Origin of the sequence: Janibacter indicus, from assembly GCF_900176385.1 — a bacterium.
GTDB lineage: Bacteria > Actinomycetota > Actinomycetes > Actinomycetales > Dermatophilaceae > Janibacter > Janibacter indicus.
The window spans coordinates 39,476-61,521 of sequence record NZ_FWXN01000012.1; the positions used below are offsets into that span (position 1 = coordinate 39,476).

23 protein-coding genes are annotated in these 22,046 nt (G+C 70.9%); 10 read left to right on the plus strand and 13 right to left on the minus strand.

Annotated elements, in window-relative coordinates:
• Positions 1-6: 6 nt before the first annotated feature.
• From radA to B9B60_RS14435, 4 genes are read left to right on the plus strand one after another with little or no spacing between them, the layout of a single operon-like run.
• Positions 7-1,404 (plus strand): DNA repair protein RadA, encoded by a 1,398-nt coding sequence (radA, locus tag B9B60_RS14420; RefSeq protein WP_084452465.1) that lies wholly within the window; start codon positions 7-9, stop codon positions 1,402-1,404.
• Positions 1,405-1,413: 9 nt separating this feature from the next.
• Positions 1,414-2,490 carry a DNA integrity scanning diadenylate cyclase DisA gene (disA, locus tag B9B60_RS14425; RefSeq protein ID WP_084452466.1) on the plus strand — a complete coding sequence of 359 codons (1,077 nt, stop codon included), beginning with the start codon at positions 1,414-1,416 and terminating at the stop codon, positions 2,488-2,490.
• The gene (locus B9B60_RS14430) at positions 2,487-3,782 is read left to right on the plus strand and encodes a DUF4185 domain-containing protein (RefSeq protein WP_084452468.1); all 1,296 of its coding nucleotides are present in this window, start codon (positions 2,487-2,489) and stop codon (positions 3,780-3,782) included. The genes disA and B9B60_RS14430 overlap by 4 nt, the downstream gene beginning before the upstream one ends.
• Positions 3,779-4,672: an HhH-GPD family protein gene (locus B9B60_RS14435; protein ID WP_327078596.1), complete on the plus strand. Its 894-nt coding sequence runs from the start codon at positions 3,779-3,781 to the stop codon at positions 4,670-4,672. Before B9B60_RS14430 ends, B9B60_RS14435 begins: the two co-directional genes overlap by 4 nt.
• A gap of 28 nt (positions 4,673-4,700) precedes the next feature.
• On the opposite strand, the gene B9B60_RS14440 is transcribed toward B9B60_RS14435, so the two are convergent.
• Both B9B60_RS14440 and B9B60_RS14445 read right to left on the minus strand, forming a co-directional pair.
• Positions 4,701-5,198, minus strand: a complete 498-nt coding sequence (locus B9B60_RS14440; RefSeq protein WP_084452470.1) for an amino-acid N-acetyltransferase — start codon at positions 5,196-5,198, stop codon at positions 4,701-4,703.
• A gap of 76 nt (positions 5,199-5,274) precedes the next feature.
• Positions 5,275-6,699, minus strand: a complete 1,425-nt coding sequence (locus B9B60_RS14445) for an LVIVD repeat-containing protein (RefSeq protein ID WP_084452472.1) — start codon at positions 6,697-6,699, stop codon at positions 5,275-5,277.
• Positions 6,700-6,882: 183 nt separating this feature from the next.
• Here B9B60_RS14445 and B9B60_RS14450 point away from each other — a divergent pair, with 183 nt between their 5' ends.
• Positions 6,883-7,551: a DUF305 domain-containing protein gene (locus B9B60_RS14450; RefSeq protein WP_084452473.1), complete on the plus strand. Its 669-nt coding sequence runs from the start codon at positions 6,883-6,885 to the stop codon at positions 7,549-7,551.
• 42 nt (positions 7,552-7,593) lie between these two features.
• On the opposite strand, the gene B9B60_RS17225 is transcribed toward B9B60_RS14450, so the two are convergent.
• Positions 7,594-7,743 (minus strand): hypothetical protein, encoded by a 150-nt coding sequence (locus B9B60_RS17225; RefSeq protein WP_159451219.1) that lies wholly within the window; start codon positions 7,741-7,743, stop codon positions 7,594-7,596.
• A gap of 121 nt (positions 7,744-7,864) precedes the next feature.
• On the opposite strand from B9B60_RS17225, the gene B9B60_RS14455 reads away from it, so the two are divergent.
• Genes B9B60_RS14455 through B9B60_RS14465 form a run of 3 tightly spaced genes read left to right on the plus strand, consistent with a single transcriptional unit; the run spans position 7,865 to position 9,353 of the window.
• On the plus strand, positions 7,865-8,233 hold the full coding sequence (locus tag B9B60_RS14455; protein ID WP_084452475.1) for an ArsR/SmtB family transcription factor: 369 nt from the start codon (positions 7,865-7,867) through the stop codon (positions 8,231-8,233).
• A complete protein-coding gene (locus tag B9B60_RS14460; protein ID WP_084452477.1) occupies positions 8,230-8,766 on the plus strand; it encodes an SRPBCC domain-containing protein in 537 nt (178 codons plus the stop codon). The genes B9B60_RS14455 and B9B60_RS14460 overlap by 4 nt, the downstream gene beginning before the upstream one ends.
• Positions 8,763-9,353 carry a TIGR03086 family metal-binding protein gene (locus B9B60_RS14465; protein WP_084452479.1) on the plus strand — a complete coding sequence of 197 codons (591 nt, stop codon included), beginning with the start codon at positions 8,763-8,765 and terminating at the stop codon, positions 9,351-9,353. The genes B9B60_RS14460 and B9B60_RS14465 overlap by 4 nt, the downstream gene beginning before the upstream one ends.
• A 238-nt stretch (positions 9,354-9,591) precedes the next feature.
• On the opposite strand, the gene B9B60_RS14470 is transcribed toward B9B60_RS14465, so the two are convergent.
• From B9B60_RS14470 to B9B60_RS14485, 4 genes are all read right to left on the minus strand, one after another.
• A complete protein-coding gene (locus B9B60_RS14470; protein WP_084452481.1) occupies positions 9,592-12,111 on the minus strand; it encodes an ATP-dependent Clp protease ATP-binding subunit in 2,520 nt (839 codons plus the stop codon).
• Between the two features lie 210 nt (positions 12,112-12,321).
• Complete coding sequence (locus B9B60_RS14475; protein WP_084452483.1) at positions 12,322-12,627, minus strand: antibiotic biosynthesis monooxygenase family protein; 306 nt, start codon at positions 12,625-12,627, stop codon at positions 12,322-12,324.
• Entirely contained in the window at positions 12,624-13,286 is a 663-nt protein-coding gene (locus B9B60_RS14480) for a DUF4328 domain-containing protein (RefSeq protein WP_159451220.1), read from the minus strand. Before B9B60_RS14480 ends, B9B60_RS14475 begins: the two co-directional genes overlap by 4 nt.
• 77 nt (positions 13,287-13,363) lie before the next feature.
• Positions 13,364-14,023, minus strand: a complete 660-nt coding sequence (locus B9B60_RS14485; protein WP_084452487.1) for a DUF4328 domain-containing protein — start codon at positions 14,021-14,023, stop codon at positions 13,364-13,366.
• A gap of 82 nt (positions 14,024-14,105) precedes the next feature.
• Between B9B60_RS14485 and B9B60_RS14490 the strand changes: the two genes are divergently transcribed.
• Positions 14,106-14,693, plus strand: a complete 588-nt coding sequence (locus B9B60_RS14490) for a flavin reductase family protein (RefSeq protein WP_084452641.1) — start codon at positions 14,106-14,108, stop codon at positions 14,691-14,693.
• Position 14,694: 1 nt separating this feature from the next.
• On the opposite strand, the gene B9B60_RS14495 is transcribed toward B9B60_RS14490, so the two are convergent.
• Both B9B60_RS14495 and ku read right to left on the minus strand, forming a co-directional pair.
• Positions 14,695-15,519 (minus strand): Fpg/Nei family DNA glycosylase, encoded by an 825-nt coding sequence (locus B9B60_RS14495; protein ID WP_084452489.1) that lies wholly within the window; start codon positions 15,517-15,519, stop codon positions 14,695-14,697.
• 12 nt (positions 15,520-15,531) lie between these two features.
• Complete coding sequence (gene ku, locus B9B60_RS14500; RefSeq protein ID WP_084452491.1) at positions 15,532-16,491, minus strand: non-homologous end joining protein Ku; 960 nt, start codon at positions 16,489-16,491, stop codon at positions 15,532-15,534.
• An 82-nt stretch (positions 16,492-16,573) separates the two neighbouring features.
• On the opposite strand from ku, the gene B9B60_RS14505 reads away from it, so the two are divergent.
• Complete coding sequence (locus B9B60_RS14505) at positions 16,574-17,467, plus strand: hypothetical protein (RefSeq protein ID WP_084452493.1); 894 nt, start codon at positions 16,574-16,576, stop codon at positions 17,465-17,467.
• 62 nt (positions 17,468-17,529) lie between these two features.
• On the opposite strand, the gene lhgO is transcribed toward B9B60_RS14505, so the two are convergent.
• Genes lhgO through B9B60_RS14525 form a run of 4 tightly spaced genes read right to left on the minus strand, consistent with a single transcriptional unit; the run spans position 17,530 to position 22,026 of the window.
• Positions 17,530-18,741 (minus strand): L-2-hydroxyglutarate oxidase, encoded by a 1,212-nt coding sequence (gene lhgO / locus B9B60_RS14510; protein WP_084452495.1) that lies wholly within the window; start codon positions 18,739-18,741, stop codon positions 17,530-17,532.
• Positions 18,738-19,868: a CaiB/BaiF CoA transferase family protein gene (locus B9B60_RS14515; RefSeq protein ID WP_200811242.1), complete on the minus strand. Its 1,131-nt coding sequence runs from the start codon at positions 19,866-19,868 to the stop codon at positions 18,738-18,740. Before B9B60_RS14515 ends, lhgO begins: the two co-directional genes overlap by 4 nt.
• The gene (locus B9B60_RS14520) at positions 19,865-21,040 is read right to left on the minus strand and encodes an acyl-CoA dehydrogenase family protein (RefSeq protein ID WP_084452497.1); all 1,176 of its coding nucleotides are present in this window, start codon (positions 21,038-21,040) and stop codon (positions 19,865-19,867) included. The genes B9B60_RS14515 and B9B60_RS14520 overlap by 4 nt, the downstream gene beginning before the upstream one ends.
• On the minus strand, positions 21,037-22,026 hold the full coding sequence (locus B9B60_RS14525) for a TAXI family TRAP transporter solute-binding subunit (RefSeq protein ID WP_234993887.1): 990 nt from the start codon (positions 22,024-22,026) through the stop codon (positions 21,037-21,039). Before B9B60_RS14525 ends, B9B60_RS14520 begins: the two co-directional genes overlap by 4 nt.
• Positions 22,027-22,046 lie beyond the last annotated feature (20 nt).

A 22,046-nucleotide genomic window follows, 5' to 3' on the forward strand; every position in this document is an offset into this window, starting at 1 on the left:
GCGGCCATGGCTACCAAGAAGGGCGGACCGACCTACCGGTGCAGCGAGTGCGGCTGGACCACGGTCAAGTGGGTCGGGCGGTGCGGCGAGTGCCAGGCATGGGGCAGCGTCGACGAGGTCGGCGGCGCGACGACGCGCACCCTCGCCGCGGCCCGGGTGCAGCGTCCCGCCGTGCCCATCCGGGAGATCGACGGCGAGCAGGCGAGCCACCGGTCGACCGGGGTCTCGGAGTTCGACCGGGTACTCGGCGGTGGGCTGGTGCCCGGCTCGGTCGTCCTCGTCGCCGGTGAGCCCGGCATCGGCAAGTCGACCCTGCTCCTCGACGTCTCCGCCCGGGTCGGCGAGACCCGGCGGGTCCTCTACCTCACCGGCGAGGAGTCGGCGGCGCAGGTGCGCGGCCGGGCCGAGCGCATCGGCGCGGTGACCGACGGCCTCTACCTCGCCGCCGAGACCGACCTGTCGACCGTGCTCGCGCACATCGCGCAGGTGCAGCCCGACCTCGTCGTCGTCGACTCCGTGCAGACCATCGCCTCCAGCGAGGTCGACGGCTCCGCGGGCAATGTCAGCCAGGTGCGCGAGGTCGCCGGGTCGCTCATCCAGGCGGCCAAGGAGGGCGGCTTCGCGATGCTGCTCGTCGGCCACGTGACCAAGGACGGCTCGATCGCCGGCCCGCGGGTCCTGGAGCACCTCGTCGACGTCGTCGTGCAGTTCGACGGCGACCGGCACACGCGGTTGCGGATGGTGCGCGCGGTGAAGAACCGCTTCGGCCCCACCGACGAGGTCGGGTGCTTCGACCTCACCGACGGCGGCATCATCGGCCTGTCCGACCCGAGCGGCCTCTTCCTCTCCAGCCGCCACATCAACGTCCCGGGCACCTGTGCGACCGTCACGCTCGAAGGGCGGCGACCGCTCGTCGTCGAGGTGCAGTCGCTCGTCTCCCCCTCGCAGATCCCCACCCCGCGACGGGCCAACGTCGGCCTCGACAGCGGCCGCCTGGCGATGATCATCGCCGTCCTCGACAAGCGGGCGGGCGCTCCGATCGGCAACCAGGACACCTACGTCTCCACCGTCGGCGGGGTCAAGATCACCGAGCCCTCCAGCGACCTCGCCGTGGCGATCGCCATCGCGAGCGCGGTGCTCGACGAGCCGGTGCCACACACCCTCCTCGCGCTCGGCGAGATCGGTCTGAGCGGCGAGGTCCGTCCTGCGGTCGGCGTCGCCCGACGGTTGACCGAGGCGGCGCGACTCGGGTTCCGCACCGCGCTCGTGCCCGTGGGCGCGCTGGCCGACGCGACTCCCCCGCCGGGCATGGACGTCGTCGAGGTCACCGACGTCACGGCCGCCGTCGCCGAGATGCGACGGCGCCACCCCGCGGACAACGTGCGACGCCTGCCCTCGACATAGACTCCCTGCGTGGCCGACTCAGACGACGACCTCTTCCGCACGACCCTCGCCGCGGTCGCGCCGGGCACCGTCCTGCGCGACGGGCTCGAGCGCATCCTGCGCGGCAACACCGGAGCGCTCGTCGTCCTCGGGCACGACAAGCTCGTCGAGTCGCTGTGCACCGGCGGCTTCGACGTCAACATCGAGTTCTCCGCCACCCGCCTGCGGGAGCTGGCCAAGATGGACGGCGCGGTCGTCGTCGACGCCGGCGTCTCCCGGATCCTCAAGGCGGCCGTCCAGCTCGTGCCCGACCCGAGCATCGAGACCCTCGAGAGCGGCACCCGTCACCGCACCGCCGAGCGGGTCGCGCGGCAGACCGGCTACCCCGTCGTCTCGGTCAGCCAGTCGATGCACATCATCGCCCTCTACGTCGACGGCCGGCGGCACGTGCTCCGCACGACGCCCGAGCTGACCTCCCAGGCCAACCAGGCCGTGCAGACCCTCGAGCGCTACACGACCCGCCTCAACGAGGTCACCGGCTCCCTGTCGGCCCTCGAGATCGAGGACCTCGTCACGGTCCGCGACGTCGCCATCGTCCTCCAGCGGCTCGAGATGGTCCGCCGCATCCACGCCGAGATCGCCGAGTACGTCCTCGAGCTCGGCATCGACGGACGCCTGCTCACCCTCCAGCTCGAGGAGCTGACCGCGGGTCTCGACGACGACCTGCACGCCGTGGTCCTCGACTACCTCGACCCGGCCGGCCCGGTCGCCGACGTCGACGGGGTCCTGACCAACCTCTCGGCGCTCGACGCGACCGAGCTGCTCGACCTCGGCCACGTGGCCAAGGCGCTCGGCTTCGCCATCGTCGGAGAGTCCCTCGACGCATCGGTCAGCCCGCGCGGACTGCGCATCCTCGGCAAGATCCCGCGCCTGCCGGGCGCGATCATCGACCGCCTCGTCGAGCACTTCGGCTCGCTGCAGCGACTGCTCGCCGCCGGCATCGACGACCTCATGGCCGTCGACGGTGTCGGTGAGCTGCGCGCCCGCACCGTGCGCGAAGGCCTGTCCCGACTCGCCGAGAGCTCGATCCTCGAGCGCTACGTGTGACCCGCTTCCTCGTCTCGCTGCTCGCCGGGGTGCTCGTCATCGCCGGCGCCTGGGTCGGCTGGACCCGGCCCGGCAGCGTCGACGAGCTCATCGCCCGCACCGCCGACCGCACCGTCGAGCCCTCCGGAGCCCCGATCGGCATGGGGCACGAGCCGCGCGGGTCCCGCACTGCCCGGACCGGCGCGCCCGTGACGCCTCCACCGGCGGCGGGGTCCCCCCTTCGTCCAGCACGGGGTGCGGCCATCGACCCCCGCGGCACCGACCCCGGTCGCGCCTGCTCGGTCCCCGCACCCACCGATGCACGGGGCATGGACGCGCTCTTCGCCCAGCTCGACGGGGAGCCGCGGCTGCAGGGCGGCGACCACGGCGGATCGGTGCGCCTCGCCGACGGGCGCACGATGTTCGTCTTCGGTGACACGATCCGCGACACCGACGTCGTCTCGCCCTTCATGGTCCGCAACTCCGTGCTCGTGTCCAACGGCGGCTGCCTGCGCGCGATGCGCGCCGACGACGACGGCGCCGTGATCCCCGACGAGGGCGACACCGGCTACTGGCCGATGTCGCTGCGGGCACGGGCCGTGTCCGGCGGCACCCGGGTCGAGGTCATCACCGCGGCCGTCCGCGATCTCGGGGGCCGTGACTTCGAGACCGTCGGCTCCGGCCTGGCGACCTTCGACGTCCCGACCAACCGCATGCCCAAGCTCGTCTCCCACGAGCCGCTCACCCCGACCACGGCCGACCCGACGGTGCCGACCTGGGGTGCCGCGATGTGGGAGAGCGGGTCGTGGACCTATGTCTTCGGCACGGCGAGCAATGCCGACAAGACGACCGACGGCTGGGCCCTGCACGTCGCGCGGGTGCCGTCGAGCCACCTCGCCGACCCCTCCCGCTGGCAGTACTGGGACGGCTCCGGCTGGGTCTCCGGGCGGCCCGACGACCAGCCGGCACAGGCCGGGCGACTCATCGGGCCCGACGACGGGGTCTCCCACGTCCTCGGCGTGGTCGAGGACGACGGGTCCTGGTACGCGATCAGCAAGGAGGGAGACTTCACCGGCGACTCGCTCACCGTGTGGAAGGCGCCCACCGTCACCGGCCCCTGGACCGCGCACCCGGTCCGCGACCTCGAGAGCACGAGCCGCACGCTGCGCTACACGCCGCTGCCCCACCCCGACCTGAGGATGGGCTCGGGCAAGCTGCTCGTCTCGTGGTCCGAGTCGCCGACGACGAGCGGCCCCTACCACCGCGACCCATCGCTCTACCGACCGCGATTCACCGAGGTGGACCTGCCGTGAGTCCCGAGGTGACCGGAGCCGGTCCCCGGCTGCACGCCGCCGTGCTCGCGTGGTTCGACGAGGTCGGCCGCGACCTGCCCTGGCGCGACCCCGACTGCTCGCCGTGGGGCGTCTACCTCTCCGAGGTGATGTCCCAGCAGACTCCTGTCGCCCGGGTGCTGCCGGTCTGGGAACGCTGGCTCGAGCGGTGGCCGACCCCTGCCGACCTCGCCGCCGACTCCCCCGGCGAGGCGGTGCGCATGTGGGACCGGCTCGGCTACCCCCGTCGGGCGCTGCGGCTGTGGGAGTCGGCGGCGGCGATGGTCGAGCGGCACGACGGTCAGGTCCCGCGCGACCACGACGACCTGCTCGCACTGCCGGGTGTCGGGCCCTACACGGCGGCGGCCGTCGCCTCCTTCGCCTTCGGTGACCCGCGCACCGTCGTCGACACCAATGTCCGCCGGGTCCTCGCCCGGACCGTGAGCGGCACGCAGCACGCGGCGCCGGCACTCACCGCTGCCGAGATGCGTCTGGCCGATGCCTCGATGCCCGCCGACCGCGACACGGCCAACCGGTGGAATGCCGCCTCGATGGAGCTCGGCGCGCTCGTGTGCACCGCCCGCGCGCCCCGCTGCGACGACTGCCCGGTGAGCCACCTGTGCGCCTGGCAGCTCGCCGGTCGTCCCGAGCACGACGGTCCGCCCCGGCGCGGGCAGGCCTGGCACGGCACCGACCGGCAGGTGCGCGGGCGCATCGTGCAGCTGCTGCGCGAGAGCCCCGACCCGGTGGCACGGGACGATCTCGACAGCACCTGGCCGGACGACCCGGCCAAGGTCGAGCGGTGTCTCGCCGGGCTCGTGGAGGACGGCCTTGTCGAGCCGGCCGCAGGCGGCTACGTCCTGCCGAGGTGAGAGGGCTCACCTTCGCCTGGCCTGGGGCTCAGAGTTGGCGGAGCATGCGCGTGTTGCCCAGGGTGTTGGGCTTGACCCGCTCGAGGTCGAGGAACTCGGCGACGCCCTCGTCGTAGGAGCGCAGCAGCTCGACGTAGACCTCGGGGTCGACGGCCTGCCCCTCGATCTCGGTGAAGCCGTGCCGGGTGAAGAAGTCGACCTCGAAGGTCAGGCAGAAGAGACGCTCGACCCCGAGCTCGACGGCGTCCTGGGCCAGCGTCTCGAGCAGCGCGCCCCCGACACCGTGCCCCAGGTGGTCGGCCGAGACGGCGAGCGTGCGGATCTCGGCCAGGTCGTCCCACATGACGTGCAGGGCCCCGCAGCCGACCACACGACCGTCGATCTCGGCGACGCGGAACTCCTGCAGACCCTCGAAGTAGGCCACCGTGTCCTTGCTGACGAGGACCCGTCGCTCGGCGAGCGGGGCGACGAGGGCACGGATCTCGCGCACGTCGGCGGTGCGCGCACGTCGGATGGTCACGGTCACCGGACAAACCTACGCCCCCGCCTGCGAGGCGGGGGCGTAGGTCAGGTGCTCCGGAGAGTGGTGGCGCGAAGGGGGCTCAGCGCACCGTGTACTTCGGCTGCGACTGGGCGTTGAACTCGTCCATGATGACGCGGTCGGCCTTCTTCGTCGCCTTGTCGTTGAACTTCAGCACGTCGAACCCGCGGGCGATGTCCGACGAGTAGAGGTGACCGTTGTAGTAGTAGGTCGACCACGTGCCACCGGTGCCCTCCTCGACGGGCAGCGGCCCGCGCTCGAAGTAGCCCAGCTCCTTGGGGTTCTTGGAGTCGGTGAAGTCCCAGACGCTCACGCCGCCCTGGTACCAGGACTGGACCATGATGTCGCGACCGGCGACGGGGATGATCGAGCCGTTGTGCGCGACGCAGTTCTCGGTCTCGGTCTGGTGGCGCGCGATCTTGTAGTACGACTGGAAGGTCAGCTTGCCGAGCTTCGACAGCTTGTAGATCGCGTTGGCACCGCGGTTGGGTCCGATGTCGGTGTTGCACGTCGGGGCCCCCCCGCCGCCGAGCTCGTCGGTGAAGACGACCTTGGTCGCGTCGGCGTTGAAGGTGGCCGAGTGCCAGAAGGCGAAGTTCTCGTTGTCCTGGACGCGCTCGATGACGCGGGGCTGCTCCGGCGCCGAGATGTCCATGATGATGCCGTCACCCATGCAGGCACCGGCCGCGAGGTTCTTGTGCGGCAGGGCGGTGATGTCGTGGCAGCCGGTTGTGGCGGAGCGGCCGGCGATCGGGGTCGGGCCCTCGCCACCGGGGTTGCCGCCGTCGGGGAAGAGGTTGGGCGTCGCGATGACCTCGGACTTCGTCGGCTCCGCCTTGTCGACCTTGACGATGGAGATCAGGTCGTGCGGGGTCTGGCAGTCCGGGTACTGGTCGCGGGGCGAGTAGCTCGACACGTAGAGGTAGTCGTTGCCCTTGGTCTTGCCCTTGCCCGGCACGAGCGTGTGCGTGTGCGAGCCGCAGGCCGTCTCGACCGACTTGATGTACTTGGGGTTCTCCAGGTCGGAGATGTCGAAGATCTTGATGCCCTCCCAGCTGTCCTTGATCGTCGCCGACTGCGAGGTCGACTCGCAGGAGTCGTCGCTGCGGGAGGAGTCCGTGGACAGGTAGAGCAGGTCGCCCGAGACGGTGATGTCGTTCTGGCTGCCCGGGCACTTCACCTGGACGATGGTCTTGGGCTTGCGGGGGTTGCGGACGTCGACGACCGAGAAGCCGTCGTAGTTGCCGATGAAGGCCTTGTCGTCCTGGAAGGCGAGGTCGGTCCCGACCCCCTCGGCCAGCACACCCGACGGCGCGATGTTGGCCAGGTGCTTGACGTTCTTGCTGCGGCCGATCTCGTCGGTGGCCAGGTCCGTCCCGGACACGCCGATCCGGTCGTCGGGGCCCTTCGCGGTGGCGGTGCCGATGCCGGCGCCGGAGAGTGCCACGGCGGCTGCTGCCGCGATGGCCAGGATGGGTCTGCGCATAATTCCTCCACGGTGGCGTCCCTCGGGGCGGGGTGTGCCCCGACGGGGGTAGGGACACCTTGTCGCGACCTGACGCATCCGCGGCCCCGGACCAGCCCCCGGTTTGGTCAGGACATCGTCAGGTCCGACCGTGCGGGCCGCTGGCGGACCCACGGACGTCGAAGGGCGATTACCGTCGGCCTCGTGATCCGCCGCCTCTCCCCCTTCGTCCTCGCCGCCGCCCTCACCCTGGGCGCCTGCAGCGGTGACGACGCCCCCACGTCCACGGCCACCTCTCCCGACGCACCGGTCCTGCAGCCCGGCACCCCCGGGGAGCCCAACTCGTCGCTGTCCGGCACCTCCGCGGTGGCGACGCCGTCGGCGAGCCACAACCAGGCCGACGTCGACTTCCTCCAGGACATGATCGTCCACCACGCGCAGGCGGTCGTCATGGGCGACATCGTCAAGGGGCGCCTCACCGACAAGAGCGTGCGCGGCATCGCCAGCCGGATCAGCGACGAGCAGAAGCCGGAGATGAAGGGCATGTCCACGACCCTGCGGTCGTGGGGCGAGAAGGTCCCCATCGAGGCGAGCAACCCCGGCGGCAGCGGTCATGGCGCCCATGCCGACCACTCCGGCATGCCCGGGATGGCGACCCGAGCCCAGCTGGACGAGCTGCGTCGGGCGAAGGGGGCCGACGTCGACCGGCTCTACCTCGACCTCATGGTCAAGCACCACGAGGGCGCCCTCGAGATGTGCAAGACCCTGGGCACAAAGGGCTCCGACGAGCGCACCGGCGAGCTCGGCGACGACATCAACGTCACCCAGACCAAGCAGATCGCGCAGATGAAGGACATGCGGCGGCGCCTGTGACCGAGCCGGTCACAGGCGCCGCGCCGTGGGACGAAGGGGGCCTCAGCCGGCCTTCGTGAGGTGGCCGACGACCCGGGGCAGAGCATCGTCGAGCGCCGGGCCCCACGTCTTCATGGTGTGCCCGCCCTCGGGGTAGACCCGGTACGTCCGCGGGCGCGTCGTCATCTTCGTCCTGCCTGGTGAGGCGTCCATGCCATCCACCGTGGATCAGGAGCGTGCCGGTTGCACGTAGCGAACGCCTCAACGACCTCTTGACGACTGCCGCGGCCCCGCCCTACGGTTTATTCAACCGGTTAGTTGATTAAGGAGCGCGATGAAGGACGACACCGAGGAGCGACTTTCCCGGGCCTTCGCCGCGCTCTCCGACCCGGTCCGGCGGGACATCGTCACCCGCCTCACGGTCGGTGACGCCACCGTCAACGACCTCGCCGCCCCCTACGACATCAGCCTCCAGGCCGTGAGCAAGCACCTCAAGGTCCTCGAGGAGGCCGGCCTCGTCAGCCGGCGCAGGGAGGCCCAGCGCCGCCCGGTTCACCTCGAGAGCGAGGCACTGGCCACGATGACCGGCTGGATCGAGCGGCACCAACGACGGGCCGAGGAGCGCATGGCCCGCCTCGAGGAGGTCTTGGCGGACCTCCCTTCGCCCCACCCGGGCACCACGAGCACAGGAGCAGACCGATGAGCACCACACCCAGCACCAGCGGCCACCTCACCACCGCGACCATCGAGGCCGACCCCGAGGTCCCGGTCGTGCGGATCACGCGTGACTTCAAAGCGACCGCGGAGCAGCTGCACCGCGCGCACACCGACCCCGAGCTGTACAAGCGGTGGGTCGGACCCGACGAGCTCGACACGATCATCGACCACTGGGACGCGCGCACGGGCGGTAGCTACCGCTTCACCAACGTCGCCAAGGAGGGCAGCGAGCGGCGCGTCCAGGGCGACACCGAGGAGTTCCACTTCTTCGGCAGCTTCCACGAGGTGCGCCCCGACCGCATCGTCCAGACCTTCACCTTCGAGGGCTTCCCCGACGGGGTCTCGCTCGACACGATGACCTTCGAGGACCTCGGTGACGGCTGGACGCGGGTGCACGGGCACTCGCTCCTGCCGACCTTCGAGGCGCGCGAGATGATGCTCGCCTCCGGCATGGAGATCGGCATCAACGAGGGCTACGCGGCGCTCGAAGCACTGCTCGCCGCCGGCGAGGTCGCGTGAGCTCGCTCGCCGAGCTGTCCGTCGCCGACCGCTACCGGTCGGCGGCCGACGGCTTCGCCCGACGGGTCGCCGGCACGAGCGATTGGGACTCCCCCACCCCCGTCGCACAGTGGCGGGCGCGTGACGTCGTCGGTCACCTGACGTCCTGGCTGCCGGCGCTCGTGGCGTCCGGCTGCGAGGTGCGCCTGGACCCCGTGCCGTCCGCCGAGGAGGACCCGGTCGGCGCGTGGGCCGGTCTCGACGCGCAGATTCGATCGCTGCTCGACGCCCCGGCGACCGAGGAGGTCGTCTTCCAGCACGAGCACATCGGTCGGATGCCACTGCCGCAGATGCTCGACCAGTACTTCACGAGCGACGTCCTCTTCCACACCTGGGACCTCGCCCGCGCCACCGGCCAGGACGACCGCCTCGACGAGGACTACCTCGCCGGCGCCCTGGCCGGGATGCAGGCCCAGGCGGAGATGATCCGGGCGTCCGGGCAGTTCGGGCAGGAGCAGCCGGTGCCCGACGACGCGAGCGTCCAGGAGCGCTTCTTCGCCTTCATCGGGCGGGACCCGCGGTGGACGCCGCCGGCCCGATCCCGGTAGGGCCCGTGGGCTCTGCGCAGGAGGACGGCATGGCGAAGGGTGCCGTTCTCACCTGGCAGCGTCGACGCCACGTGGTCGCGTTGGTGTCACCTGGTTGCCCGGAGAAGGGGGACCAGGTGACACCAACGCCACCAGCCGAAGGACGAGGGCGCCGCCGAGTGCGTGAGGCCCCGGATGACGAAGGGGAGGTGGCCAGTGATCTGGCCACCTCCCCTTCGTCTGCAGGGTCCGCGCTGGGTCAGTCGGCGGAGCCGTCGCCCGCCTCGACGAGCGGGACGTCGAGCTCGCCGACCTTGGGCGCACCCTTGAAGGTGAACTCCGCGTCCTTGCCCTCGCCGGTCGCGTCGACCGCGACGATCTCGCCGGAGACGAGCTCGCCGTAGAGGATCTTCTCGGAGAGCACGTCCTCGATCTCGCGCTGGATCGTCCGCTTGAGCGGGCGGGCGCCGAGGACCGGGTCGTAGCCGCGCTTGGCGAGCAGGGCCTTGGCCGCGGGCGTGAGCTCGATGCCCATGTCCTTGTCCTTGAGGCGCTTGTCGAGCTTGGCGACCTCGAGGTCGACGATCTCGACGAGCTCGTCCTGGCTCAGCTGCGGGAAGACGATCGTGTCGTCGACGCGGTTGAGGAACTCGGGGCGGAAGTGGTTCTTCAGCTCGTCGGTGACCTTGGCCTTCATCCGCTCGTAGTCGGTGCGCTGGTCGGTGCCGGAGGTGAAGCCCATGGCGCCCTTGGAGATGTCCCGCGTGCCGAGGTTGGTCGTCATGATGATGACGGTGTTCTTGAAGTCGACCATCCGACCCTGCGAGTCGGTGAGGCGGCCGTCCTCGAGAACCTGCAGCAGCGAGTTGAAGATCTCCGGGTGCGCCTTCTCGACCTCGTCGAAGAGCACGACGGAGAAGGGCTTGCGGCGCACCTTTTCGGTGAGCTGACCGCCCTCGTCGTAACCGACGTAGCCGGGGGGCGAGCCGAAGAGGCGGCTGACCGTGTGCTTCTCGGAGTACTCCGACATGTCGAGGGTGATCAGGCTGTCCTCGTCGCCGAAGAGGAACTCCGCCAGCGCCTTGGCGAGCTCGGTCTTGCCGACACCGGTGGGGCCGGCGAAGATGAACGAACCGCCGGGGCGGCGCGGGTCCTTCAGGCCGGCGCGGGTGCGCCGGATCGCCTGCGAGAGCGCCTTGATCGCGTCGTCGTTGCCGACGACCCGCTTGTGGAGCTCGGCCTCCATGTTGAGCAGTCGGGTCGACTCCTCCTCGGAGAGCTTGAAGACGGGGATGCCGGTCGAGGCGGCGAGCACCTCGGCGATGAGCTCCTCGTCGACCTCGGCGACGACGTCCATGTCGCCGGCCTTCCACTCCTCCTCGCGGCGGGCCTTGTCGGCGAGCAGGTTCTTCTCGTCGTCGCGCAGGCTGGCGGCCTTCTCGAAGTCCTGGCCGTCGATGGCCGACTCCTTCTCGAGGCGGACCTTGGCGATCTTGTCGTCGAACTCCTTGAGGTCGGCGGGGGCCGTCATCCGACGGATGCGCAGCCGCGCGCCCGCCTCGTCGATGAGGTCGATCGCCTTGTCGGGGAGGAAGCGGTCGTTGACGTAGCGGTCGGCCATCGTCACGGCGGACACGATCGCCGGGTCGGTGATCGTCACCTTGTGGTGCGCCTCGTAGCGGTCACGCAGGCCCTTGAGCATCTCAATGGCGTGGGCCAGCGAGGGCTCGTCGACCTGGATCGGCTGGAAGCGGCGCTCCAGCGCCGAGTCCTTCTCGATGTGCTTGCGGTACTCCTCGAGCGTCGTCGCGCCGATGGTCTGCAGCTCGCCGCGGGCGAGCATCGGCTTGAGGATGCTCGCGGCGTCGATCGCGCCCTCGGCGGCACCCGCACCCACGAGGGTGTGGATCTCGTCGATGAAGAGGATGATGTCGCCGCGCGTCTTGATCTCCTTGAGCACCTTCTTCAGGCGCTCCTCGAAGTCACCGCGGTAGCGGCTGCCGGCGACGAGGGAGCCGAGGTCGAGCGTGTAGAGCTGCTTGTCCTTGAGCGGCTCCGGCACGTTTTCGTCGACGATGTCCTGGGCGAGGCCCTCGACGACGGCGGACTTGCCGACGCCGGGCTCACCGATGAGGACAGGGTTGTTCTTGGTGCGACGGGAGAGCACCTGCATGACCCGCTCGATCTCCTGCTCGCGACCGATGACCGGGTCGAGCTGGCCCTCGCGGGCGGCCTGGGTGAGGTTGCGGCCGAACTGGTCGAGGACCAGGGAGCCGGCCGGCTGCCCTTCGGCTGGACCGGCGCCGGCGCCAACGCCCGCGGCCTGCCCCTCCTTGCCGCCCTGGTAGCCCGAGATGAGCTGGATGACGGTCTGCCGCACGCGGCCGAGGTCGGCGCCGAGCTTGACGAGGACCTGAGCGGCGACGCCCTCGCCCTCACGGATCAGGCCGAGCAGGATGTGCTCGGTCCCGATGTAGTTGTGGCCGAGCTGCAGCGCCTCGCGCAGCGACAGCTCGAGGACCTTCTTGGCGCGCGGGGTGAAGGGGATGTGGCCCGACGGCGACTGCTGGCCGGGACCGATGATGTCCTGGACCTGCTCGCGGACGGCGTCGAGGGAGACGCCGAGTGACTCCAGCGCCTTGCTGGCGACACCCTCGCCCTCGTGGATGAGGCCGAGCAGGATGTGCTCGGTCCCGATGTAGTTGTGGTTGAGGAGTCGTGCCTCCTCCTGGGCGAGGACGACGACCCGGCGGGCCCTGTCGGTGAACCGTTCGAACATGGGATCTACCCCTTCACGTGGTGCTCTGACCTCGATGCTAACCGTGCCCGCTCCCTGAGCCGGGGGGCGAGCCTCTCACGGGGTCACAACGCGGCGCCCTCCCGGCCTGTTCCACGAGGCGAAAGGAGGGCCGCGGTGTTCGCTCTCAGCGGACGGAATGCCTGCCCCGGTGATCGAGGTGCGAGGCCGCCCGCGGCCGAAGCCTCGAGATCAGGGAGCTGGGACGTCGATCACGACGTCGAAGCCGAGCAGCTCCGCGCCGGTGGCGACGGGCTGCTTGCCCTCACCCGCGTGCGCGGCCCGGGCGTCGCCGTCGCGCCAGGCGGCGAAGGACTCCTCGTCGGCCCAGCGGGTCACGACGAAGTAGCGGTCTCCCCCTTCGGTCGGGCGCAGCAGCTGGAAGCCCTCGAAGCCGGGGGCGGTGTCGACGGTGCCCTGGCGCTCGGCGAAGCGCCGCTCGAGCTCCTCGCCCGCGTGCGCGGGGACGCTGATGGCGTTGATCTTGACGATGCTCATGAGGTGACCCTAACCGCCTGCTGCGCGGCCGCGGTCGCCGCACGGACGATGCGCCACCACAGCACGAGGGCCACGACCGCGATGGCCGCGTTGACCTGCAGCGAGAGCGCCCACCGGTCTATGTCGCCCGGCTCGACGAGCACGTCGCCGGAGGAGTCGAGCACCGAGCCGGCGCCCATGAGCAGCCAGGCGATCCACCAGGGCCAGTAGCTGCCGACCCGAGAGCCGACGGCCCGGCTGGCGTCAGCCACGACCTGGTAGGGGAACCAGAGGTTGACGATCGGCACCACCCAGCCAGCAAAGCCCCACCAGCTGGCACGGCGGTGGAAGAACCCGGGGTTGGCCCACTCCCCCACCCCGCGCAGGGCGATGAGCCACCAGCCGGTCGTGACGATGCCGACGAGGAGGGCCAGGACCCCGAGGCCGAGGAGACTGCTGATCAGCATGTAGGTGGTCGAGGTCGTGTCCGGCCCCACGACCCAGGCCCGCAGCTCGTCCCGCCGCAGGGTGATGACGACCGCAGCGGCGACCCACGACGCGGTCGCCGTCAGGGCCGTCGCGAGCGCCGCGCCTGCGGCGAGGGTCGGGGTCGAAGGGGGCGGACCGACCGGCGTCGTGTGCTCGTCGGCGAAGGGACTGGTGACGTGGATCTTGGGCATGTCGACGACGCTAGGTCGACGAAGAGTCCGCCGCGCGGCCATCGCGTCGCCCCTGTGGACAACCCCGACGAAGGGAGTCAGTCCCGAGCGACAGCGGCCTCGGCGGCCCGGGTGGCCGCGCGGACGATGCGCCACCACAGCGCGAGCCCGACGACCGTGAGTGCGGCGTTGAGCTGCATCCCGGTGACCCACACCTCGACGTCGTGCGGGCTCGTCCACTCCTCGCTGCTCGGCGAGCTGACGAAGCCGGTGCCGGTGCTGATGAGCAGCCACGCGATCCACCAGGGCCAGAAGGTCCGTGCCCTCGAGCCGAGGGCACGGCTGCTGTCGGCGACGAGCTGGTAGGGGAACCAGAGGTTGACGATCGGCACGACCCAGGCGGCCAGCGCCCACCAGTCCGAACGGCGGTGGCGGTAGCCGGGCGCCGCCCAGCCGGCGACGCGACGCAGGTCGACGAGCCACCACGCCGTGGCGACCCAAGCGGCGAGGACGGCGAGCAGGCCCGCCCTGGCCAGCGAGTTGACCGCGTCGAGGGCAGGTGGCAGGTGGTGCGGGTCGTCGACCACGAGCTCGAGGTCGTCGAGGCCGAGGGTGACGACACCTGCCGCGGCCACGGTGATCGCCGTGACGACGAGGGACGTGGCGAGCACGACCGCGCCCACTCGGCTCGGCGCCCGTGGCACCTGCGCGACCGACACCTCACCGACCCCTGCTGCTGTCTCCCCCAGAGCACTCATGCATCCAACCTAGGCCCCGAGCCACCACGAGGTGCGCAAGCGCTCCATGGCCTCCCCGGCCCACCGCCCTACGCTCGACCCCATGCGCACGGTCTTCGACCCCACCGACCCGGGCACCAACGCCTACGACCTGCTGACGAGCATCGTCGTGCCGCGGCCGATCGCCTGGATCACGACCGTCGGCGCCGACGGTGTCGGCAACCTCGCCCCGCACTCCTTCTTCAACGTCGCCTGCGCGCGACCGCCGATGGTCAGCTTCACCTCCGTCGGCCGCAAGGACACGCTGCGCAATGTCCTCGCGACGGAGCACTTCGTCGTCAACCTCGTCTCGGAGGACCTCGCCGAGCTCGCCAACGCGAGCAGCGCTCCCTTCGACCCGGAGGTGGACGAGGCACAGGCCGTCGGCGTCCGGCTCGAGCCGAGCGATGTCGTGCCCGTCCCCCGCGTCGCCGACTCGGCGACCTCGATCGAGTGCCGACTGCACTCGAGCACCGGGCTCGGCGACAGCCACCTCGTCATCGGCGAGGTCGTCGCCATCACCGTGCGCACCGATGCCCTCGTCGACGGACGACCGACGATGGACGCGCTGCGGCCGGTCTCCCGGCTCGGGCGGGACGAGTGGGGGCACTCCCCCGAGGTCTTCCGGCTGGAGCGGCCGCGGCGGGCGTGAGTCAGCTGCGGCGCTGGCAGTTGCCGCACCAGTAGAGAGTGCGCCCGGCGACGTCCTTCGAGCGCACCTTCGAGCCGCAGACCACGCAGGCCTCGTCGGTTCGCTTGTAGACGTAACTGGTCCGCTCGGTGAGGTGCACGTCCTCCCCCTTCGCCAGGGCGGCCTCGACCTGCTCGACCTGCTCCTCGACGGTGACGATCCGGCTGGTCGCGACGCCGAGCGGCAGCAGCCGGCGCAGGTCCGCCCAGATGAGGTCCCACGAGGCCCGCTTGAGCCGCTCCCCCGGCGTCGCGGGGTTGATCCGGTGCCGGTAGAGCACCTCGCAGCGGTAGACGTTGCCCACGCCGGCGAGCACGTCCTGCTCCATGAGCAGCGCCGCGATGGACTTGCGGGAGCGGCGGATCCGCTCCCAGGCAGGCCCACCATCGGTGTCCCGCAAGGGATCCGGGCCGAGCTTGGCGTGGACCGCCTCCTCCTGCTCGGGGGTGATGACGGCACAGGTCATCGGGCCGCGCAGGTCCGCGACATGCTTGTCCGTGGCGATGCGGCACCGGACCTGACCGATGACCGGCCGCTCACCGACGTAGGCGGCCTCGTCGATGGTGAAGGTCCCGATGAGCCCGAGGTGGACGTGCAGGACGCGGTCGCCGGCGAACTCGACGAAGAGGTGCTTGCCGTGGGCCCGCGCCTCGAACAGCTCGTGGTCGGTGAGCAGGGCCGAGCCGGAGGCGAAGCGGCCCTGCGGGGACGACACCTCGACGACCTGGCCGGCAAAGGTGGCGTGCAGGTCGCGGGCGATGCGGTGGAGGGTGTGGCCTTCGGGCATGACGAAGGGGGGTCAGCTCGCCTTCTTCTTCGCGGCCGTCTTCTTCGCAGCAGACTTCTTGGCCGTGGACTTCTTGGCCGTGGACTTCTTTGCGGCGGTCTTCTTCGTCGCCGCCTTCTTCGCGGGGGCCTTCGTGGCGGTCGACTTCTTCGCGGGGGTCTTCGTGGCCACCGGCGCCGACGTCGAGGAGCTCTCGCCCCGGGCGGTCTTGGCCTTCTCGACCGAGCGGGCGAGGGCAGCGAGCAGGTCGACGACCTCGCCGGACTCCTCCTCGTCGGCCGCGACCTGCTGGACCTCTCCCCCGTCGACCTTGGCCTTGACGAGAGCCTCGACGGCGAGCGCGTAGTCGTCCTCGAACTCGTCGGGGTCGTAGTCGCCGGCGAGTTCGTCGATGAGCATTCGCGCCATCGACATCTCCTTGTCCGACAGCTCCTGGTCCTCGACGCTCGCGAAGTCGGCCGCGCGGATCTCGTCGGGCCACAGCATCGTCTGCATGACGATGACCCCGTCGCGCACGCGCAGCACGGCCATCGTCATCCGGCTGCGGATCGAGACGGTGACGACCGCCATGCGCCCCTGCGCCTCGAGCGCCTCACGGAGCAGGACGTAGGGCTTGGTCGCGGTCTTGTCCGGCTCGAGGTAGTAGCTCTTGTCGAGGAGCATCGGGTCGATCTGGTCCTCGGGCACGAATTTTTCGACGCTGATCTCCTTGTTGCTGCGCGTCGGCAGGTCGGCCATGTCCTCGTCGGTGAGGATGATCATCTGACCGTCCTCGGTCTCGTAGCCCTTGGCGATGTCGTCGTAGGCGACCTCGTCGCCGTCGATGCTGCAGAAGCGCTTGTAGCGGATACGGCCACCGTCGGTGCGGTGCACCTGCCGGAACTGCACGTCGTGGTTTTCGGTCGCGGAGTACAGCCGGACCGGGACGTTGACCAGGCCGAAGGAGACGGCACCCTTCCAGATCGCGCGCATGCCGCCAGCCTACGCGGGTGACCCCCATAGGATCAGCCTCGTGGCCCAGGGGGGCACCTCGCCACCGGACGAAGGTCCGACCATGCCTCGTCGCGTCACCACCATCGCCTCGCTCGCCACCGCGGCCCTCGCCGGGGTCGCCCTGACCTCCGCCCCGGCCACGGCGGCACCCACCGCCACCACTGGAGTGCCCGGCGTGCCCTACAGCTGCCAGGCGAGCCTGCGCGCCTACAGCAGCACCGGCTCCCTCGCCTGGTACGAGTACTCCAAGGGGACCGCCAAGAGCCTGCGCGTCGGCAAGAACAGCCTCGGCTGGCAGCCGACCGCGGCCCAGCAGGTGGGCGCCGGCGGCGACCCGACGAGCTTCTTCAGCACCGAGGTCGCCACGTCCAAGGGCGGCAAGCTCATGCAGATCAAGCAGAACGGCAAGCTCAGCAACGGAGCATGGTCGGTGACCCAGTCCGCGACCACGCTGCGGTCCAGCGGCTGGACCGGTACCCGGGCCCTGGTCGCGAGCTACGGCGGGTACCTCTACCGCCTCCACGGCAGCACCCTCACCCGCTACAAGCAGGGCGCCTGGGTCGACGGCAAGCTGACCCTCTCCGGCGGGTCGCGTGTGGGCACCAACTGGGGCGGCGTGCGCTCCATGGTCTACGAGCGCACCGGTGTCGTCTCCGGTCGCACCATCGACGTCTTCCTCGCCAACGACACCTCGGGCCGGCTCGTCGAGTACCGGATCCCGCGCACCGAGCCCGCGAAGTGGACCCGCACGGTGCTGCGCTCCACCGGCTTCAAGAGCGTGCGTGCCCTGACGACCTCACCGTGCGGGAGCAGCGGCCGGGCGATCGGTGCGATCACCGACACCGACACGATGTACGTCTGGTACGACCCCAAGGTCTCCGACCTCAAGGGTGGGGACATCCGTGGAGGCTGGACCGGCAAGCGCGGCTTCTCGCGCGCCGCCTTCGGCCAGTGACCGACCGCACCTGATCGCCGCCCTCGCGCCACCCGGCGCGGGGGCGGCGTGCGTGCGCGGCCCTATGACGCGCGTCGGGCGAGCGCCTCCGCCACCACGTGCTCGGCGATCGCCAGCGCCGAGGTCGCCCCGGGCGAGGGCGCGTTGCGCACGAGCACGACCCGGTCGGTGCCGGTTATGACGAAGTCGTCGACGAGCCGACCGTCGGCACCCATCGCCTGGGCGCGCACCCCACGGGTGCCCCGCACCGCGCCGGAGGTGTCGAGCGCCGGCACGTACCTGCGGGCCTCGGCGACGAACTGCCGCCAGCTGAGCGCGGTGCGCGACTCCCGCACCGCGGCCGCGAGGTTGCCCGCGGCGAAGCGCCAGAAGCCGCTGAAGCCCACGACGTCGAGCACGTCGGCGGGCACCGGGAGGGTGCGCCGGTAGGACTCCCGCCCCAGCGACAGAAAGGCATTGGGCCCCAGCGTCAGCACCCCGTCGACGCGCGGCGTGACGTGCACACCGAGGAAGGGGTAGCGCGGGTCCGGCACCGGGTAGACCATGCCGCGCACGACGTCACGCTGTTCGCGCGGCAGGACGAAGTAGTCCCCGTAGAAGGGCACGATGCGCGGGGTTCGGTCCTCGCCGAGCAGACCCGCCAGGCGGTCGCTCTGCAGGCCGCCGCACACGACGACCAGGTCGTACTCGTTGCCGTCTCGTGCCCCCTTCGCCGTCGTCGTCACCCGCACGCCGGTGCCGGTGTCGGCCAGCCCGACGACCTCGTGGCCCAGGCGCAGCCGACCACCGGCGGCAGTGAGCTCGGCCGCGAGCGCCCGGGTGACGGCCGGGTAGTCGACGATCGCCGTCTGCGGCGAGTGCAGCGCGCGCACACCGGTGGCGGCCGGCTCGATCTCGCGCAGCCCGTCGGCGTCGACGAGGCGCGCGCCGGGCACGCCGTTGGCCACGGCGCGGGCGTGCAGGTCGTCGAGCCGGGCCGCCTGCACCGCGTCGAGGGCGACGACGACCTTGCCGCACTCGTCGTAGGCGATGTCGTGCCGCTGCACGAAGTCCTGCAGCAGACCCACCCCGCGCCGGCACAGCGTCGCCTTGAGGCTGCCCGGCTCGTAGTACAGACCCGCGTGGACGACCCCGCTGTTGTGCCCGGTCTGGTGGGCGGCGAGGTGCTCCTCCTTGTCGAGCAGGGTCACCTCGGCGTCGTGCTCGGTGGCCAGGTGCCGCGCGACGGCGGTGCCGATGATCCCGCCGCCGACGACGGCCGCGCGCAGGGTCACGACTCGCTCCGCGGGACGAAGGGGGGCGGCGCCGTCCGGTAGGCCGCAGGCGTGCGCGAGAGGCTGATCGGGTTGGCGATCGTCGCGACGGATCCGCCTGCGGCGGAAGGGACTTCGCGCACCGGGTCGAGGTCGAGCCGCCGGGCGAGGTCGAAGGCCTGACCGAGGTCGTTGATCGGCCCGCAGGGCACCCCCTGCGCCGAGAGCACGTCGAACCAGTGGTCCGCGCCGTGCCCGGCGAGGGCGTCCTCGAGCTCCGCCGCGAGCACCGCCCGGTGGGCCACCCGGTCGGCATTGCTCCCGAAGCGCGGGTCGTCGGCGAGCTCGGGCCGACCGACGGCCTGCGCGAGCAGACGGAAGAGCTTGTCGTTGGCCGCCGCGATCGCCACCGGGCGATCGGCCGTCGCGAGCACCTCGTAGGGCGCGATGCTCGGGTGCAGGTTGCCCATGGCCTGCGGCACCGCGCCGGTGACTGCGTGGGTCGAGGCCTGGTTGGACATCGCGGACAGGACCGACGACAGCAGGTTGACCTCGACCCGCTGCCCCTCCCCCGTGCGGTCACGGTGACGCAGCGCGGCGAGGACCCCGATCGTCGCGTGCAGGCCGGTGACGATGTCGACGAGGGCGACGCCGGACTTCATCGGACCCGAGTCCGCCGACCCGGTCACCGACATCAGCCCGCCGACCGCCTGGGCGACGAGGTCGTAGCCGGGCAGGTCTGCACCGGCACCGGAACCGAAGCCGGTCACCGAGCAGTAGACGAGCCCGGGGTGCCGGGCGGACAGCTCGTCGTAGCCGAGGCCGAGCCGCTCCATCGTGCCGCTGCGGAAGTTTTCCACGACGACATCACACCCGGTGACGAGCTCGAGCGCCACCTCGCGGTCCTGCGGCGACCGCAGGTCGAGCACCCGGGAGGTCTTGTTGCGGTTGACCGAGAGGAAGTACGTCGACTCCCCCTCGTCCGACCAGGGCGGCCCCCACGCCCTGGTCTCGTCACCGCCGTCCGGGCGCTCGACCTTGATCACCTCCGCCCCGAGGTCGGCCATGAGCATGGTCGCGTAGGGCGCCGCCAGCACGCGGCTGAAGTCGGCGATCCGCACGCCCTCGAGGGCACCGGGGGTGATCAACGGAAGGCGGCCTCTCCGGTCAGGGCCCGTCCGATGACGAGCTGGTGGACCTCGCTCGTGCCCTCGTAGGTGAGGACCGACTCGAGGTTGTTGGCGTGCCGCATGATCGGGTGCTCCAGCGTGATGCCGGCGGCGCCGAGGATCGTGCGGGACTCGCGGGCGATGGCGATGGCCTCGCGCACGTTGTTGAGCTTGCCGAGCGAGACCTGCTCGGGAGCGATCCTCCCTTCGTCCTTGAGCCGGGCGATCTGCAGGGCCAGCAGCATGCCCTTGCCGAGCTCCAGCGACATGTCCGCCAGCTTCGCCTGGGTCAGCTGGTAGGCCGCCAGCGGCTTGTCGAAGATCTCCCGCTCGCGCGAGTAGCGGATCGCCGTCTCGAGGCAGTCGCGGGCCGCACCGAGCGCACCGAAGACGATCCCGAAGCGCGCCTCGTTGAGGCACGAGAGCGGACCCGAGAGCCCAGCCACCTCCGGCAGCACCGCCTCCGCGGGCAGCCGCACGTCGTCGAGGACGAGCTCACTCGTCACCGACGCCCGCAGCGACACCTTGCGCTTGATCTCCGGGGCGGAGAACCCCGGCGTGTCCGTCGGCACGACGAACCCGCGGACCTTGTCCTCGGTCTGCGCCCACACGACGGCCACGTCGGCGACCGACCCGTTGGTGATCCACATCTTGCTGCCGTTGAGCACCCAGTCGTCGCCATCTCGGCGCGCGCGCGTGCGCATGCCCGCCGGGTTGGACCCGAAGTCCGGCTCGGTGAGCCCGAAGCAGCCGATCGCCTCACCGGCGGCCATCCGCGGCAGCCACTCCTGCTTCTGCTCCTCGCTGCCGTGCTTCCAGATGGCAAACATCGCGAGCGACCCCTGCACCGACACGAGCGAGCGCAGACCGGAGTCACCGGCCTCGAGCTCCATGCACGCCAGCCCGTAGGCCGTCGCGGAGGTCCCGGAGCAGCCGTATCCCTCCAGGTGCATCCCGAGGACACCGAGGCGGCCTAGCTCCGGCGCGAGCTCCCGGACGGGGAAGGAGCCCTGCTCGTACCAGTCGGCGATCCCCGGGCGGATCCGGTCATCCACGAAGCGCTTGACCGTGTCCCGGATCGCCCGGTCCTCCTCCCCGATCAGGTCGTCGGTCGCGAAGAGCCCGAGCGGGCTCTGGGCGGTGGTGCTCACTTGGCCTCCTCGAGGGCGCGCTCCGAGCCGTCGTGCAGCGGGACCGGGCCGGTCTCGGTCATCGTCTCGGCGTCGATCTCCTCGGCGGCCGGGTGCACCTGCACCAGGGCCTCCTTCTCGTCGATCATCAGGGTGGTGAGGGCGCAGGCGACGTTGTCCTCCATGTCCTCGCGCACGACGATGACGTTGGGGACGGAGATCGTCGGGACGTCCTCCGACAGGTCGTAGGTGTCGGCCGGGATCGAGGCCTCCTCGTAGACCTCGTTGACCTTCTGCATGTCCTTCAGCTGACCGGTGATGTCGATGAACTCGACGTCGTCACCCATCGAGGTGAAGAGGTCGGTGATGGCCGGCGTGGGCAGACCACCGGACCAGACGAGGCCGTCGATCGAGCCGTCCTTCATCCCGTCGACGGTCTTGGTCAGGTCGAGCCGCTGGCGCTTGACGTCCTTGAGGTCGAGGCCGGCGGTCTCGATGAGCCGGTTGGCGATGACCTCGGTGCCGGACTTCGGCGAGCCGGTCGAGATCGTCTTGCCCTTGAAGTCCTTGACGCTGTCGATGTCGGCGCCCTTGCGCACGACGACCTGGGTGTAGTTGTCGTAGACGCGGCCGAGGGTGCGGATGTCCTGCTTCTCGGTGAAGGAGCCGGTGCCGTTGACGGCGTCGGCGGCGGTGTCGGCGAGCGAGAAGCCGGCGTCGTAGTCACCGGCGACGACCTGCTGGATGTTCTGCACCGACGCGCCGGTCTCGGCGGACGAGGCCTGCAGGTCGGTCTTGTCGTTGACGAGCTTGGCCAGCCCGCCCCCGATGACGTAGTAGACGCCGGTGGAGTTGCCGGTCGCGATGTTGAGCCGGCCCTGGCCGGTCTCGCAGCTCTCGGCGTCAGCGCCGGAGTCGCCGCTGCGGTCCTGCTGGCCGCCGCAGGCGGACAGGGCGAGGGCGGCGGCCATGGTCAGTCCGGTGAGGGTGGTGGTACGGCGCATCATCGAGCCTTTCGTGGTGGTGG